This window comes from Microbulbifer mixtoriginis (SeqCode) (assembly GCF_052466865.1).
Map to the genome: position 1 here is coordinate 3,147,883 of NZ_CP174293.1, position 14,250 is coordinate 3,162,132.

Below are 14,250 nucleotides of genomic sequence, written 5' to 3' on the forward strand. Positions count from 1 at the left end.
CGGTGTTTAAATGTTTAAGAGATGAGAAAGCCAAGCGTGTGGGAGGGGTAGATTTATTTTTGACTAGGGGTACTTGGCTATTGCATTATGCGCCTAACTTAAGTTCTGACATTTTTCCTCTGCTGTTAACAGAGTAATTACTTCTTGACACTCTCCCCACAATGAAGAACAGGGTTTTAGTTGTACTATCGTATAAGTTATACCAGCGTCTATTTTGAATTAGACAGCTCTTTTGCATTTATTTAAGGATATCTTTTGAACAAATTAATTCTTGCCTCTGTCATCCTCTTTTCTGCATCCAACTCAATGGCGACGGAAAATAACTTTTACCTGAGATCTTCTTATGGAAAGGTAGACACGAATGTTTCTTCATATGAAGCTTCAGCAAATATCGGTGTAGACCTTTCCACCCCTAAAGGCTGGACCATAGCTTTAGGTTACCGTCTTAACCGCTTCTTTGCCCTTGAAGCTGGTTATGCAGATCTGGGAGATGCTGATGGCAGCGACAATTTCATTACAGACGAGTCATATGACTTAGATTCTGGCCCCTACACCTCCCACCGTGAAGTAAGCAGGGAGAGAACCCTCAGTATCAAATCAAAAATGCTGGGTATATTATTTACCACAGATGTAACCAAAGATTTTTATGCTGGAGTACGCACAGGATTCCACTCGTGGGATGCAGATTTGAAATATAAAAGTACTCTCAACATGCAACAAACCTGGACTGATTACAACGGGAATGTAACAGACACCGAGAGTACTAACTTTGAAGGCTCTGGCAAAGATGGTACAAAAGATAGTGATTTTTACTATGGAATTTCCGCAGGGTGGAACTACAACAACTGGAGCCTTAGCTTAGAGCACACTATTTTTAACATGGACAAAAAGAAACCCACCCTTTCTTCCCTTGCCCTGACCTACAATTTCTAAAGGCATTTTTCAGCAGCCTAACCGGCTGTTGATTTTCCTGTGATTGCTTGCCAACCTATCGGGCGACGCCCTCACTATCTCAGGCACAAAAAAACCGGCAGGGAAGCTGGTTTAAGGAAGGATGGACGGTCGCCACATGAAAACCTTGGCAGCCTTACATATATTAATACCTAGGCGCCAACAAAATACTGCCCATATAAACAGCTTTAATTAATGGCCAACAAAGCCCCCCTGAAACTATAAGGATTTATTGGACAAATACTTGGTACGAACAGATTGCGTTTTTTCATTTTCAAAAGGTCTTTTGCTAATGTAAAAACTCGACAACGGAAGTAATAAAATAATTTGGATTATCTATGAAATATTTTGGAATCGCCCTTTTTGCAACAGTTATGGCACTATCGACTGCAACATTCACTCACGCATCATCGAGTGATAACGAATAAGAAGGCACCCCTGAGCAAAGATGCACATTCCCTTGGTTAAACTGCAAAAAGTAAACTAAGAGTTTAAGGCCCGTTTCCGAGCGGGCCCCTCAACCTATTGAGACTTTGGGGAACCTCGGAGAGTTATGGGGCTTACAGGAATAAATCCCTTCAGGAATACAGCTCTCGAGCGGACGATTTCCCAACCACGGGCGCTCTACCGTATAAAACACACAGTCACGCACTCTCAGCCGCCCCAATGTGGCATCAGGCCCATAGGCGAATCGCGTTAATTCAAACATGAGGTATTAGCTCCCGGATTTCGGGCACAAAAAAGCCCGCATAAAGCGGGCTCCTTGAAAGTAGCGAAATTAATTAATCCGCTGGATTGGTGCAGAAGGGATCACATGGTGTTGCACCGCCTGCAACTCGCACTTGCCCTAAATTTACACTCTTTGAATGTGCGCCATCATTAATGGTAGCCATCACCATATAGGTGCCACCAAAATCAGTATAAAGAGTTGTGTATGGAGTTGAAGTAACCTTCTGGTAATTAGTACCAGGGTAAGTCATATTTGAAAAATACCAAGTATAAGTAACCTTCGCTCCCTCAAGAGCTGCCTTGGAGTATGAAGTATCGTAAGAACTGTTTACTGCTGCATATATTCCAGCATTAGCATTCAACGCTTTTACCGAGATAGTGGGGGCAGACTGAACATTAATGTTTTTACACAGATCAGTTTTACCACCAACCTCAGCCGGAACCGGTATCCCTATCGATACATAATTTGAGCCACGGGTTGGGAAGTTGATATTCTTTTTCGCCACCCACTTGAAGTCTTGGTAACTGTAATCATCAGCACCAACATAACCTTCCTTAGTGTTAAATAAGGCAGTTTCTTTATAGAATGCCGAACCACCTTCATGCTCATAGGTTTTAGTAGAGCCAGCTATAACGTACCTATCCCCCTTAACCTTGCTCGTATCTCCACCAAGCCCTAAAGAAGTGCAATAGTCATACTTATATGGAGTTGCTGCAAATGCAGCAGATGTAGCAAAAACCGAAGCAACAGCCAAAGCAAATGGCAAAACTACCTTTCTCATTCAAAATTTTCCTTGAGATTCTTTTTAACTAGTAACCCAACCTTCATTAGCATTCAATTTAAATATTTCAAATGGTTGGCGCGCAATACATTACAAATTAATTTCACTACAAACAAGAATCATGAGATTCAGATCATCTCATTTAGAACATCTTCACAAAAAATACCTGACTAACCTGGCAGAACAAAATATGTATACAATCATTAATATCGGTTAATCCATTAATGGTTTTTAACATTTAAACATTTAATAAATTCAGAATAAAAAGAGCTAACCATCAGGACGGCCAGATATTTTAGGCACAAAAAAACCGGCTCAGTGGCCGGTTTAATTTTGCAAAGCAGAAAAACTGCATGCTAGGAAATTTATACCCTCTCAGGACAAAGCTGTCAACAAGCGGCTTTAAGCCGCTCCCTGTACTCCAGCACAAATTCAGAAATAGGCCCCAAAGCTCTTGCGGGTAGAGGGTCCAAACGCCGTTGCAAACGTTTCCAAATTTTTACCCACTCCCCATCCCACCGCTTTTTGTCACACCTTAATATTGTCCGCGCTTGGCCCAGATCTATTAATCGGCCATTTACATCGCGCAGTGCACACGCATTAATACAAAATAGCACTAGCTGGCTAACCTTTTCTCGCGGGTGCGGTTCCTGCCATTTGTCGAACTCACTCATCAAGTATTTCAGTAGTGTCGCTCGCTCTTTGACTCTTGAGGCTGGCGGGGCGTAGGCGGCCATGCCCCAGCAGTATGCCAACGGATCACTCGCTCGCAGCTTTGCGACTGCATTTTGGATTAATCCCTTTTCACAGGCGTCCATGATGCGGTTGCCGCTGTCCTTGGCTCCGGGGGTTTCTTTCGCAATTACTGTTGGGGCTGCAACCCGACAAATGACTTGGTTGGCCCTGCCCTGCACCTCTCCGCGAATTACAACTTTTCGCCCTCTCCCAGATGAGGAAACCGTACTTCTGCCGCCCATGGCTTCATAATCAAATGCAGCTGTGGAGCTATCAAAGGCGTCGTGCCACGCTTGTCTAGCACTTTCGAATTTCATGTCATGCCCCCCAAGCAATTTTCAAGCAACCAAAAACCAGCCAAGCACTCCATCAAGCAGCCTGCGGCATGCTCTCGAAATAATCCTGAAGTCGCCTTTCGGCTGCATGCAAATTGTCCCGGTGATAGGTGCCCAGGTAATTTATATGACCCTGGTTTATCCAGAATTGGGTAACCACCGTATTCGCGAACACAACCTCCACGAGGTGAGCGTACTTGGTGCGGAATACGGCCAGCGGGCTGCTGGGATTGGTGGTGGAAATCCTTGCGATGGCTTCTGGGATGGTGACTGTGCACATGGTGAGCGCTCCTTGGTGATTGAGTTTTACCAGGGTGTATCTGACAACAAGTCGTTAATCGATCGATCCCGCGTTTGTTTCTCCCTTTGAGCTTGGAGTGGCGGTGCTAGGCAGTTCTCGCGTTTTAGCCAGTTGCGCCAAGTGGCGAGCCGATCGAGTTTTACGCCCCGCTGGCCGGATTGGGATATCCAGTAATCGCGGAAGCTTTCGGCAATGTCGTGGATTCTGGGGATCAAGTCTGGGCGGAGGCGTTGGGCTTCGGTGCGAAATTTGTCCGTAAGAACCCAGTTTCCAGGCAAGCGTATGCCGCGTTTAGGGTTGGCGCGATTTGGAACTGTACCTCTCTCTACTGGTTTCTTATTGGTTCTATAGAGAAAGACGTGTTGTCATTTTCACCGGTTTACGTGTAGAAAGAGGTCATAATTGGTCCTGCGCCCGTTGGATTTTTCGGCGCTCAGGTAGCCCAGTTCTTCCAACTCTTCGATAGCATTAATCACCGAACGCTTTGTGCATTACGCAACATCGGCCAGGTAGGCATTACCCTGGTCACACTGCCCCGTGTCACTGTTATGGCAATCGGCCACCGCGATTAAAACTAGCTTTGCTGCTGGTGTTCTGGTCCTGCGTTTAATGGCCCATGCCGCAGCTTCAAAGCTCACACCCACCTCCTGTATAAATTCCCATATAGCGCAGTAGATCTATTAGAGCCTGGGGAAGCCGAAGCTTGGTTGCCCTGCCCCGGTACTCACTCAGGCCGCGCTTACGCATTACGAGTGAATGGCAATAGCATGACTAGCCCTTACCCAGCCCAGCGCTCTTATCCAGAGGGGAAAACAATATTTGTCGACCCCGACAAACCTCTGACCAATGGCTGCCGAGTTATCGCCAAAATAAATGGTGAGGTCACCTTCAAAAGCTATGCAGAAGACATGGGCCATATTTATCTACGCCCCATCAACCCAACCTACTCCCCGATGGAAGTTACAGGCAAAAATATATCCTTTTGTGACGTAATTATTGGCTCCTACCCCCCTGAGTAGGACAAAAAAAAGCCCGCATTAGCGGGCCTTTCTGAATGCTGAGAGTCACAATAGAATTTTTTTGACCATCTCAACTTCAATAACACCGCGAGAAACACAGTTCAAAGTGAGATCCTGTGCCGGCTTCCCCGGTAAGTATTCGCCCTGAATGTTTGAACGAACAATCACATCCCTATCATCAACAACCACATTAAAGGCAACTTCTGTCTTGGTGTAATTATCCTCTAAATAATCTCTGCCCTCGTTAGCACCACAATTGGCCTGCTCCGGCGTAAGTTTCCAGTTTTTTAGGGTTGTAGAGATATAACCAGCCTCTAAATCAGAGGATAAAATCTGAAACCCATCTCTCAACAAAGCTTGCCTCGCCTTACTCAATATCTCTTGCTTTGTTGAAAGGTGCTCTAAAGCAAAGTACTCACTAATAAACACTGGCGCCTGGTTCGTTGCAGTACAGCCACCAAGGCCAGTCGCTAGCAGAACTCCTACTACTGCATGTCTTATTTTTTTCATTCTTATCCTCCGTGATAAGCGCTCTCTGAGCATATCAAGGAGAGGGCCTTTTAAGAAATTAACTTATGACTATTGGCCAGATAATTTACTTTCGGCTACTGCAATTATTAACCAAGGACAGGGCATCAAAATGCACACAGCCAGCAATCTAAGGCCATTGGCGCCACGCCAAGCTGAAGCGCTTACACATCGCGCCCGTGGCCTCTCCAACAAAGAAGCCGCCGAAGCTATGCAGTGCTCTGTAGCCAATGTAACCAACTTGCTGGCGGAATGCTTTTACAAGCTGCATGCCCGCAACAGTACTGAAGCGGTGGCCAAGGCGGTAAAGCACGGATTGATTCAATTCGCTCTGCTCGCCTGTGTACTCAGCGGCATGGGTGTTGATGCTCAAGACCAATTACGCACCCGCTTCCAGCGCCGCCCCACAGTTCGAACCATTCGCATCCGCAACAACCGGGAGGGAATCGCATGACCGCCACCGTGTTTGTACATCCAACGGCTATGAGCAGAAACGACGTAGATCGCCTCAAGCAGCGCGCCGATATCGCCAACGCGGATCGCAAAACGCTCATCCGGTTCGTACAGCCAAAACCCACTTTTGCTCGGCCAGTGCACCAAAATGACTGGCCACCTTTTGGAGGTGATGCAGCATGAATACTTTCAGCCCAACCCAGAGTGTAGAAACGCTGCTCACTGTAGCCAACGGATACTCCGGTGCTAGTGCAATTGCCGCACAGGTGTTGCTTTCGGCTTGGAACAGCAACGACTTTACGGTTCCCGTTGCCGAGTTATCACTACTTGATGGGAAGAACTATCAGCACGCTCTCAACGTGATGACACTTCGCTATCAAGGCAAGGAGCCCCAAAACGTAATCGCACAGGGCGAAAAAAAATTTCGCACCCTTTGTGTCGAGTGGTCTCACCTTGAAACCCAGAGGAAAGGCGCAGCATGAACCAGCCGCAGCAGCTGCCACAGATACATTGCGCCCTTTGCGGAAAACCCGCAGGGCCAGTATTCAACGGGAAGCTGTTATTGCGCGGCTGGAGTTGTCAGCTTTGCAAATACTGGGAGCCGGCAATTGGCAGGGAGCGGAAGTTCAAAAAAATAGTAGGGGCGGACCATGAATGAATTCTCCCAACTACTAAAAATCACTCAAGACCTAATGGCCACGGTAGAAACTCAGCAGTTACAAATAAACGGTATGCGCGAGCAGATAGCCGCTCTCTCCGAAGCTATTCAGGGCCAACCATCAGAACAAAATTTGAAGGACCAGGAGGCAGCGTGAAAAAGGAAAAACTCTTCACCATCACCCAGGCCGCCCGAACTTTAGAAATGGGCAGAAACAACCTGTTGAAGCTACTGCGAAATAGCGACCTCTTGCATAGCCGTGAACCTATGCGCAACTCACCGACAAAGGCCGCGGTACAGCAGGGGCTACTGGTTGCAGAGAATGCCGAATATAGCCGTGGCCCGGTGAAGGTGCCGTATATCAATACCAAAGTGACATCGAAGGGCATGGTGTGGATTCGGGATTTTTTAGAGCATAAAAAAGTAGGGTGAAAATCATGTACGTCTATCAGAAAACTGAACCTGGCCTATGGACTGTTGGATTTTACGATCCTAGTGGTACTTGGCATACCGACTCCGATCACAACTCGCCAGAACTGGCTGCTAACCGGGTCGCTTACCTAAACGGCCATAAAAGTTAACCGCCCCCCGGCGCATTCAGTCAGAGGTAACCATCCTTGGGCTGCCGGTATGGAGCCCATTTTTAAAAATGGGAAAATCCAATGGAAAGATACGCACTGCTTACTGGCACCTACAACCTATTGATGGGCGGCATTAAAGATTTCAAGCGCTCCTACGCCACTGAAGAGGAGGCCTTCGAAGAAGTACAGTGCATCGCTCAAAATGACCTGTTTACCGACTGGGCGCAGATATTCGATAAAAAAACCGACAAGGCAAAAATTTATCGCATAGTCGATAAGAAAATCATCGAAGAGAAACCCAAAGACTGCCCTCACCCAGAATCAAAACCCCAGGCAGAACCGCAATACGCTTGATCTTAATTAAAAATAGTTTTCGCAGCCCGCCAAGTGCGGGCTTTTTAGGTAGAAGACAACAACGCGAGGGATGTGCGATGGGGAACCTGCTAACCAAGCATGAGATAGGCCGACTAACGGGCGCTGGCGCCGAAAATGCCGAGGAGCAAAAGCGTATTCTCGATGCCAATCGGATTCCCTATGTGCTGAAAAAGGACCGATCCCCTGCACTCACCTGGGAAATGGTAAATCAAGCCATTCTGGCCCGAGGGGTTTCAAAACCCGACTTAGCCGGTGTTAACCTACCCCCAGGCTTTAACCTTGGAGCAGCAAGCTAATGGGCAGAAGGCGCAACCCCGAAAATGCATGGATGCCACCTTATGTTGTCCGCTACCCTCGCGGATACCGCGTAAGGCGCAGAGGGTGGCCTATACAGCATCTAGCCGACCTCAACGCTAGCAAATCAGAAGTGTGGGCCGCTTACGAAAAGTATCAGGCAGGCTTGGTACAGAAGACATTCACCCTCACAGACCTGACAGAACTCTACTTCGCTTCTCCGCAATATACCAAACACATCAAGCCTCAAACCCAGAAAGATTACCACCGCTATAGCCTGCGTATTCTGGCGGTATTTGGGGAAATGGAACCGGATAACATCACCTCCCCTTTGGTACAGATGTTCCTTGATGCCCGCGGAGCCGAACATCCCACAGCCGCAAACCGCGAGAAGACATTCCTCGGCATTGTTATGAAATGGGGTAAAGCCAGAGGATTCGTAAAGATTGAAGATCCAACGGCGGTAGTTAAAAGCCTGAAAGAGAAAGCAGGTGGGCGCTACGTAGAAGACTGGGAGTACCAAGCCTTCTGGCAATGGCTGGGCGATCACGGCCACGTAATGCACCAGTGCGCTATGGAAATCAGCTACCTTTGTGCCGCCAGGCAACAAGATGTACTTGCCCTCACCCGCGCAGAGATTCAAGAAGACGGCCTGCTTATTGTGCAAGCCAAGACAGGCAAAGCCCAGCTAAAGCTATGGAGCTCAGCCCTCAAAGAAGCCGTTGATCGCGCAGTAGCCACTAACACCGAAGCACAAATCCAAACCACCCATATCATCCGCAGCCGCGCAGGCCGCGCCTACACCCGTACTGGCTTCAACGCTATATGGCTTCGCGAGCAGAGAGCAGCCCTAGCGTCTGGTGCCATCAAGCAGCGATTTCGCTTTCATGACTTAAAGATCAAAGCTGCCAGTGATTTTGAAGGAGATGTTCAAAAATTCACCGGACATAAGACGCGGTCTATGGCTGAGCGATATAACCGTACAGCGGATCGGGTGGTTAGCCTTCAAAGAATCAAGCCTAACATTGAGAAAAGCTAAAATTCTCAACCCAAATGATCTCTTGATTTCAGCAGAAATGCTATTTAGATTACACCTTTCACATTAGGTGACACCACTTGAAACCCCGCGGCTATTCACAACATTCCACCATTTGTTCAAAGTAGGAAGCTTAAAAACACTAGCTCTCCCCAAAAAAATAGACTTACGACTTGAACTCGATTTCACCCCTTGACCGGCTTGAGGATTTAAAATGACGAAAATAATCACCTTGTACAATCATAAGGGCGGTGTTTCAAAAACAACCACCACCTTTAACTTGGCCCATTTTTTAGCACAAAGTGGAAAAAAAGTTCTTGCTGTAGATGCAGACCCACAAGCCAACCTTACTGAACTAATGCTAGCCCCATTAATAGCAGAACTAGACGAGAAAGAGAGACACACACAGATCAGTTATGAGCTAAATGGAACTAGCCTTCTAGAACTATTAAAACCTAGAATTGATGGCAACACTTCACAAATAGAGCTCGCAAAAGTCGAAACTATTAATGTTGCAGAAAACCTAGAACTTTTAAGAGGTGATGTGAACTTAAGCTCGATTGAGGATGCACTAGCAGAGGCCCACATACAAAGATTTTCAAATAAAACACACGAAAAAAGAACCTATGTAGCCCTCGGAGATCTTTTAGATCGATATGGTAGCGCCAACCAACTAGACTACGTATTAATAGATGTTGGACCCAGTTCTGGCGCTCTGACCAGAGCCTGCTTTCTATCTTGCGATGGGTATTTTGTACCAACGGCTCCAGACAGGTTTAATGTTCAAGCAATTGGGACTCTCTCCACTATCATATCGAAATGGATCAAAGAACACCGGCAGATATTTCATGAGTTCCAAGAGATAGAGCTACCAATTAGAGAAGGTAAGCCAAAATTCCTTGGGGTAATTCTTCAAAACTATAAAATTCGGGGCGGAAAACCCAAACCCACATATCAAATGTGGATGGACAGAATTCCACCAAAAGTGGAAACATCTCTATTCCCCTCCCTGAGCAAGTTTAATGAAGATGAAAAAGATTTAACCTCAGGTCTTCAAGGTGAAAAAATTGTGGCCTCGCAAATTCAAGATTTTGAGGGGCTAGCTCCGATTATGCAAGAATGCGGAAAAGCAATGTTTGACATCACAATCGATGACACCCGAACAACAAATGAAAAAGGAGCAGCATGGTCTGGAGTGGCCTGGACACAAGCCAAGGAAAGGATGAATAATTATAAAAACTGTATTGCACAACTAGCCAACAATCTTGAGCTTTTGAACTAATGACAGTAGAGCTAAAATCTTACATAGTCGCATTTATAGACCTGCTAGGATTCTCCTCCATGGTAAATCATGACTGTCAGACTCCAAATGGAGAACAAAAATTCATCGAATCCTTATATGAGTGCCATTCAGAAACTAAAAACTTAAAGACTGACTTCCCCAATCTCCAGTTAATACAGTTTTCTGACTCTGTAGTTTTCGCATTACCATATTCTACAGATAATTATATTGCTCTAATAAAAATTATATCCGATTATCAGTACAATCTTTTAAGTAAAGGAATATTATGTAGAGGAGGGCTCTCATACGGGAAACACTTCTCCACAGAAGATTTCTTATTTAGCCAGGGCATGATAGATGCTTACCGACTGGAGTCAGAAGTCGCCATCACACCAAGAGTGGTAATTAGTAAAGAGCTTCTTGATTTAGTTGGTCCTAATTTTGACTCATGTGAAATAGAGCTCCCAACCTGCCTAGAAAATGACGGATTAACTTTTATAGACTTCTTGACCAATAGACAGCCAGAAGAATCTTGGACCCACATAGAAAAAGCAATTCCCGAAAACCTTAGCAACAATCCATCCGTTAGAAATAAGCAAATTTGGCTTATTGACTTTTACAATCACATCAATCCAACACACAAAAGAACAATAATTGAAAAATTCAACTAGAAAAACCAATACGAAAAAATAAAAAATTAGGAAGGCACACAAAAACTAATGCATTTGAAAACACAGGTATCAGAGATAACATGGCAAATTACACCCCGTTAGTTATTGCATTCTTTGGCGCAGGAATTGGAGCTTTCTTTGCAATACTAAAATCAAAATCTGAAAAACTTTGGGCTGAGCGGTTTGACACTTTAAAGTCTACATGTGAAGCAGCAAATATCATAATTCATAACCATGAGGCCCTGGAATTACATGACACTGGGGTGCGCACAATGAACCAACAGGAGATGAATGAACTCTCAGATGACTTTATTAAATCGAAAATGAAACTCAGGGGAACAATGGCAAACATAAAACTCCTCTTTAACGAAAAACACTCAAAAGAAGTAGAAGAGGCTTACAATGCAATGAATGATGCAATCATAAATGCAAGAAACGCACCTCCTTCCGAGTATCTCCCGGACTACCTAGCTGAAGTATCAACAAAGGCGAAAATTCTTCTTGATACAACTACAAAATTGGCAAGGAAGAAAATTCTGTGATTTTTAAGGGATGAAGCATAAGTCTGAGGCTTATCGCTCTCACACCTCACACAAATAATCGAAACTGCCTTTTAAGCAAACAATCAAAAAAAAAGGGGGGGGAAGTTGTCAGCTAGGAGCTTGATATATTTAAATAATGAGAGCTGGACTCAATCCATAAAGTCCCTGATCCTGCTTTAATATAAATAGGCAAGCGCCAACTCAGGATTCGGGTGAAGTAACTCCAAAGCACATTTTTAGACTCAGACCATTACTCGCAAAAGCAGAGCCACCATTAATAATGGTAAATATCTAGCCCCCCTCACTCAAACCTCAACATAGATTGAGGCCAAAATTGGCACCATGAATTGGCACCACGAGACCCAAAACGAAAAAACCCCGCACTAGGCGAGGTTTTAAGTCCTTGATAAACAAGGAAGAATCTGGGGTGGCCGACGGGGATCGAACCCGCGACCTCAGGAGCCACAAGGTTTGGCCCGCCCTTTCAAAATCAACCACTTACACCATTTTCAGGGGTAACTACTGTATAAAAAACCAGTATATTACCCTGCGCTGTAGCTATTAGACATCGATAGTTACCCCTGATGCAAGCTGTATGCGCAATCAGTACATTTCTTAGCCGCCGCGATGGTACCGAATTGACGCCTTAACCACCCCCTCCACAATCAGCTCCTGCCCCTCCCAGATAGGGATTGGTTTATATTTATCATTTGCCGACAACAGCCTCCCCCGCCCTCTATCCAAGATTTTGCAGGTCAGTTGCCCATCCAGGGCCACGACCCCAGAAGCACTGATACAAAAGTCTAGCCGTTGATCTTAACGGCTTTTATAGGTGAATTCCCGCCCACAAAAGCAACACCAACAAGCGCATCAAAAAATTATGGATAGCCAACTTGGATATACAGGAATGATGTGGAATAAAAATTGATTTTCGACACCGCAATAGCATAACATTTTGATATTTCCATCTAGAGATTACACTTGGCAATACTAATCATAAGGTATAAAGTATTAGTTCAGCGAAAAATCAATTATTTTATAATTAACACTCAATACACTAATGCGTGACATCAATCACATTTGCACTACCTATTTGTATGGCTACAAGACTTTGATCACTTCCACTTTGACCTATATTAATAATATTCTGACTGCCATATTGGTAGGTAGATGCAATTAGCCTTTCCCCATCTTGAAGGATACTCACATCATTCATAGAGCCTACTTGTCTCACTTCAGCGCTAAGAGAGTCCCCCCTAATGTGAATAACCCTACCTTGATTGCTTGAACCAATCTGATCAATCAAAGTTATACTATCCGTGACTGATCTAAGTTGGGATACCCCAGCTAAATTCATAGAACCCGCCTGGTTGATAAATACTCTTTTTTTATCAGTACTAGATTGCTGAAATGAGCTCGCAATATTCCCAGCTCCTGCCTGATTGATCGAAATACTATCTGATTTTTGTGTTCCCTGAATTTGCGAAATCTCTGCCTGATTCATAAAACCGATTTGTTTTACATTTAAACTGGGTGATTCAGAATAAAATATCTCCATTTGAATATAATTCGCAGAACCTATTTGACTGGATAAAATAGTGCTTGATGTGACCTGTTGCTGCTGTATGTCTGCTACATTCGCCTCACCCACTTGAAAGAGCGTCACCTTACTATCTATTACGTTATCAAACTGTGATATATCAGACTGATTGTAAGTGCCAACCTGGAAATTTACGGCTGAATTATTATGGTTTGTTAGGTCGGACTGATCAATTGTTAAATTATTACCGGACCCCAACTGATTTAAAGTTATAGAATTATTTTCAGCGAAAACACTGCCGCTTACCAAGGTAAACATAGCGGTAACCAAAGACTTTAACATCTTCAAAACCTCCCTTTAACTATCACTAATTTCCTCATGAAGCATGACTTTCACTCTGATCAATCAGAACAGTAACACTAAAATCAAGTGGATTCTCTCATGGGTTTTGGATGCAATAATTAGGATTCCAACCTACAAGATGATCCAACCCATAAAAATTTTAAAAGTAATTGATCTTTGAAAGGCTTTTTTGCCAGTAGAAATTCATACTCAACAAGTTTTTTAAAACATTATTTGATCGAAAACACCAACAAAATTACCTTTTAGCCATTCCGAAGACAGCTAGGTTCCAATGTCAAACTTTTTGCTAGCTTCGGGAAACAAGTTTTATTGAAATTTCTAAGGATGCCATGGGAAAAAATAACCTATTTCCCTAAAGAAATGAGAACATTTTCTTAGGCGAATGAAGAGTTTGTCAGTAACCTGGTATACAGAAGCAACATAAGCTAGCGAGCGCCAATAAACTTTATAGTACTCTTCATACAGGTTAAATATGATTAATTGGATAGGGCAAATCCTTACACATTTAGAAGGCTTGTGAACAAAACTTAACAAGAGCGATGGTACCGAACAGACGCCTTAACCACCCCCTCCACTATCAGCTCCTGCCCCTCCCAGATAGGGATTGGTTTATATTTATCATTTGCCGACAACAGCCTCCCCCGCCCTCTATCCAAGATTTTGCAGGTCAGTTGCCCACCCAGGGCCACGACCACCACATCGCCATTTATCGGTGTCAGCGAGCGGTCAATGATGAGAGCGTCCCGGTCGAAGATTCCCACCCCTTTCATAGAATCGCCATTGGCACGAGCCATGAACCTCGCCGGGCCATTGGTTATTAGATGTTCATCCAGACTAAGGGCTTCTTCTTTGTGGTCATCTGCTGGTGAGGGGAAGCCACAAACGACCCCGCTGCAGTGTATGGGCAGAATAGACTCTTAAAACTTAATTTTGATGTATATACGTAGCAAATCATGTTTCAAATAATTAATTCATAGGCGGAGCAAAGGGATGAATACGTATAATAGGATCCAACCCAGTTCAGAAGGGATATATCCTAGACAAATCGTGTTATTTCGATCAACATCCAGATTTG

General features: G+C 44.6%; 22 protein-coding genes. 14 read left to right on the plus strand and 8 right to left on the minus strand.

Features of this window, described 5'->3' with window-relative positions; genetic code table 11:
* Positions 1-255: 255 nt before the first annotated feature.
* The gene (locus tag ACJJJA_RS14265) at positions 256-933 is read left to right on the plus strand and encodes an outer membrane beta-barrel protein (RefSeq protein WP_444905058.1); all 678 of its coding nucleotides are present in this window, start codon (positions 256-258) and stop codon (positions 931-933) included.
* A gap of 535 nt (positions 934-1,468) precedes the next feature.
* Here the strand turns inward: ACJJJA_RS14265 and ACJJJA_RS14270 are convergent.
* The 3 genes from ACJJJA_RS14270 to ACJJJA_RS14280 form a co-directional block, all read right to left on the minus strand.
* Positions 1,469-1,660: a DUF5675 family protein gene (locus ACJJJA_RS14270; protein ID WP_444905059.1), complete on the minus strand. Its 192-nt coding sequence runs from the start codon at positions 1,658-1,660 to the stop codon at positions 1,469-1,471.
* Positions 1,661-1,733: 73 nt separating this feature from the next.
* A complete protein-coding gene (locus tag ACJJJA_RS14275) occupies positions 1,734-2,462 on the minus strand; it encodes a hypothetical protein (protein WP_444905060.1) in 729 nt (242 codons plus the stop codon).
* A gap of 389 nt (positions 2,463-2,851) precedes the next feature.
* Positions 2,852-3,514 carry a hypothetical protein gene (locus ACJJJA_RS14280; protein ID WP_444905061.1) on the minus strand — a complete coding sequence of 221 codons (663 nt, stop codon included), beginning with the start codon at positions 3,512-3,514 and terminating at the stop codon, positions 2,852-2,854.
* A 145-nt stretch (positions 3,515-3,659) separates the two neighbouring features.
* On the opposite strand from ACJJJA_RS14280, the gene ACJJJA_RS14285 reads away from it, so the two are divergent.
* Positions 3,660-3,902 carry a hypothetical protein gene (locus ACJJJA_RS14285; RefSeq protein ID WP_444905062.1) on the plus strand — a complete coding sequence of 81 codons (243 nt, stop codon included), beginning with the start codon at positions 3,660-3,662 and terminating at the stop codon, positions 3,900-3,902.
* A gap of 422 nt (positions 3,903-4,324) precedes the next feature.
* Here the strand turns inward: ACJJJA_RS14285 and ACJJJA_RS14290 are convergent, their stop codons facing one another.
* Complete coding sequence (locus ACJJJA_RS14290; protein WP_444905063.1) at positions 4,325-4,471, minus strand: hypothetical protein; 147 nt, start codon at positions 4,469-4,471, stop codon at positions 4,325-4,327.
* A 69-nt stretch (positions 4,472-4,540) separates the two neighbouring features.
* Here ACJJJA_RS14290 and ACJJJA_RS14295 point away from each other — a divergent pair, with 69 nt between their 5' ends.
* On the plus strand, positions 4,541-4,852 hold the full coding sequence (locus ACJJJA_RS14295) for a LexA family protein (protein ID WP_444905064.1): 312 nt from the start codon (positions 4,541-4,543) through the stop codon (positions 4,850-4,852).
* 45 nt (positions 4,853-4,897) lie between these two features.
* Here the strand turns inward: ACJJJA_RS14295 and ACJJJA_RS14300 are convergent, their stop codons facing one another.
* On the minus strand, positions 4,898-5,362 hold the full coding sequence (locus ACJJJA_RS14300) for a hypothetical protein (protein ID WP_444905065.1): 465 nt from the start codon (positions 5,360-5,362) through the stop codon (positions 4,898-4,900).
* 130 nt (positions 5,363-5,492) lie between these two features.
* On the opposite strand from ACJJJA_RS14300, the gene ACJJJA_RS14305 reads away from it, so the two are divergent.
* The 11 genes from ACJJJA_RS14305 to ACJJJA_RS14355 all read left to right on the plus strand — a co-directional run bounded on the left by ACJJJA_RS14305 (position 5,493) and on the right by ACJJJA_RS14355 (position 11,272).
* On the plus strand, positions 5,493-5,834 hold the full coding sequence (locus ACJJJA_RS14305; protein WP_444905066.1) for a response regulator transcription factor: 342 nt from the start codon (positions 5,493-5,495) through the stop codon (positions 5,832-5,834).
* Between the two features lie 178 nt (positions 5,835-6,012).
* Positions 6,013-6,315 carry a DUF7673 family protein gene (locus ACJJJA_RS14310; protein WP_444905067.1) on the plus strand — a complete coding sequence of 101 codons (303 nt, stop codon included), beginning with the start codon at positions 6,013-6,015 and terminating at the stop codon, positions 6,313-6,315.
* Between the two features lie 168 nt (positions 6,316-6,483).
* On the plus strand, positions 6,484-6,648 hold the full coding sequence (locus ACJJJA_RS14315) for a hypothetical protein (RefSeq protein ID WP_444905068.1): 165 nt from the start codon (positions 6,484-6,486) through the stop codon (positions 6,646-6,648).
* The gene (locus ACJJJA_RS14320; protein ID WP_444905069.1) at positions 6,645-6,923 is read left to right on the plus strand and encodes a phage antirepressor KilAC domain-containing protein; all 279 of its coding nucleotides are present in this window, start codon (positions 6,645-6,647) and stop codon (positions 6,921-6,923) included. The genes ACJJJA_RS14315 and ACJJJA_RS14320 overlap by 4 nt, the downstream gene beginning before the upstream one ends.
* Positions 6,924-6,928: 5 nt before the next feature.
* Positions 6,929-7,072, plus strand: a complete 144-nt coding sequence (locus tag ACJJJA_RS14325; protein ID WP_444905070.1) for a hypothetical protein — start codon at positions 6,929-6,931, stop codon at positions 7,070-7,072.
* 81 nt (positions 7,073-7,153) lie between these two features.
* On the plus strand, positions 7,154-7,426 hold the full coding sequence (locus ACJJJA_RS14330; RefSeq protein ID WP_444905071.1) for a hypothetical protein: 273 nt from the start codon (positions 7,154-7,156) through the stop codon (positions 7,424-7,426).
* A 77-nt stretch (positions 7,427-7,503) separates the two neighbouring features.
* Positions 7,504-7,743 (plus strand): hypothetical protein, encoded by a 240-nt coding sequence (locus tag ACJJJA_RS14335; protein WP_444905072.1) that lies wholly within the window; start codon positions 7,504-7,506, stop codon positions 7,741-7,743.
* Positions 7,743-8,780: a tyrosine-type recombinase/integrase gene (locus ACJJJA_RS14340; protein ID WP_444905073.1), complete on the plus strand. Its 1,038-nt coding sequence runs from the start codon at positions 7,743-7,745 to the stop codon at positions 8,778-8,780. Before ACJJJA_RS14335 ends, ACJJJA_RS14340 begins: the two co-directional genes overlap by 1 nt.
* 211 nt (positions 8,781-8,991) lie before the next feature.
* Complete coding sequence (locus ACJJJA_RS14345; protein ID WP_444905074.1) at positions 8,992-10,059, plus strand: ParA family protein; 1,068 nt, start codon at positions 8,992-8,994, stop codon at positions 10,057-10,059.
* A 59-nt stretch (positions 10,060-10,118) separates the two neighbouring features.
* The gene (locus ACJJJA_RS14350) at positions 10,119-10,730 is read left to right on the plus strand and encodes a hypothetical protein (RefSeq protein ID WP_444905075.1); all 612 of its coding nucleotides are present in this window, start codon (positions 10,119-10,121) and stop codon (positions 10,728-10,730) included.
* 80 nt (positions 10,731-10,810) lie between these two features.
* A complete protein-coding gene (locus ACJJJA_RS14355) occupies positions 10,811-11,272 on the plus strand; it encodes a hypothetical protein (RefSeq protein WP_444905076.1) in 462 nt (153 codons plus the stop codon).
* Positions 11,273-11,887: 615 nt separating this feature from the next.
* On the opposite strand, the gene ACJJJA_RS14360 is transcribed toward ACJJJA_RS14355, so the two are convergent.
* The 3 genes from ACJJJA_RS14360 to ACJJJA_RS14370 form a co-directional block, all read right to left on the minus strand.
* The gene (locus ACJJJA_RS14360; protein ID WP_444905077.1) at positions 11,888-12,049 is read right to left on the minus strand and encodes a LexA family transcriptional regulator; all 162 of its coding nucleotides are present in this window, start codon (positions 12,047-12,049) and stop codon (positions 11,888-11,890) included.
* A 280-nt stretch (positions 12,050-12,329) separates the two neighbouring features.
* Positions 12,330-13,154 (minus strand): hypothetical protein, encoded by an 825-nt coding sequence (locus ACJJJA_RS14365; RefSeq protein WP_444905078.1) that lies wholly within the window; start codon positions 13,152-13,154, stop codon positions 12,330-12,332.
* A gap of 548 nt (positions 13,155-13,702) precedes the next feature.
* Entirely contained in the window at positions 13,703-14,086 is a 384-nt protein-coding gene (locus ACJJJA_RS14370; RefSeq protein ID WP_444905249.1) for a LexA family protein, read from the minus strand.
* Between the last annotated feature and the right edge of the window lie 164 nt (positions 14,087-14,250).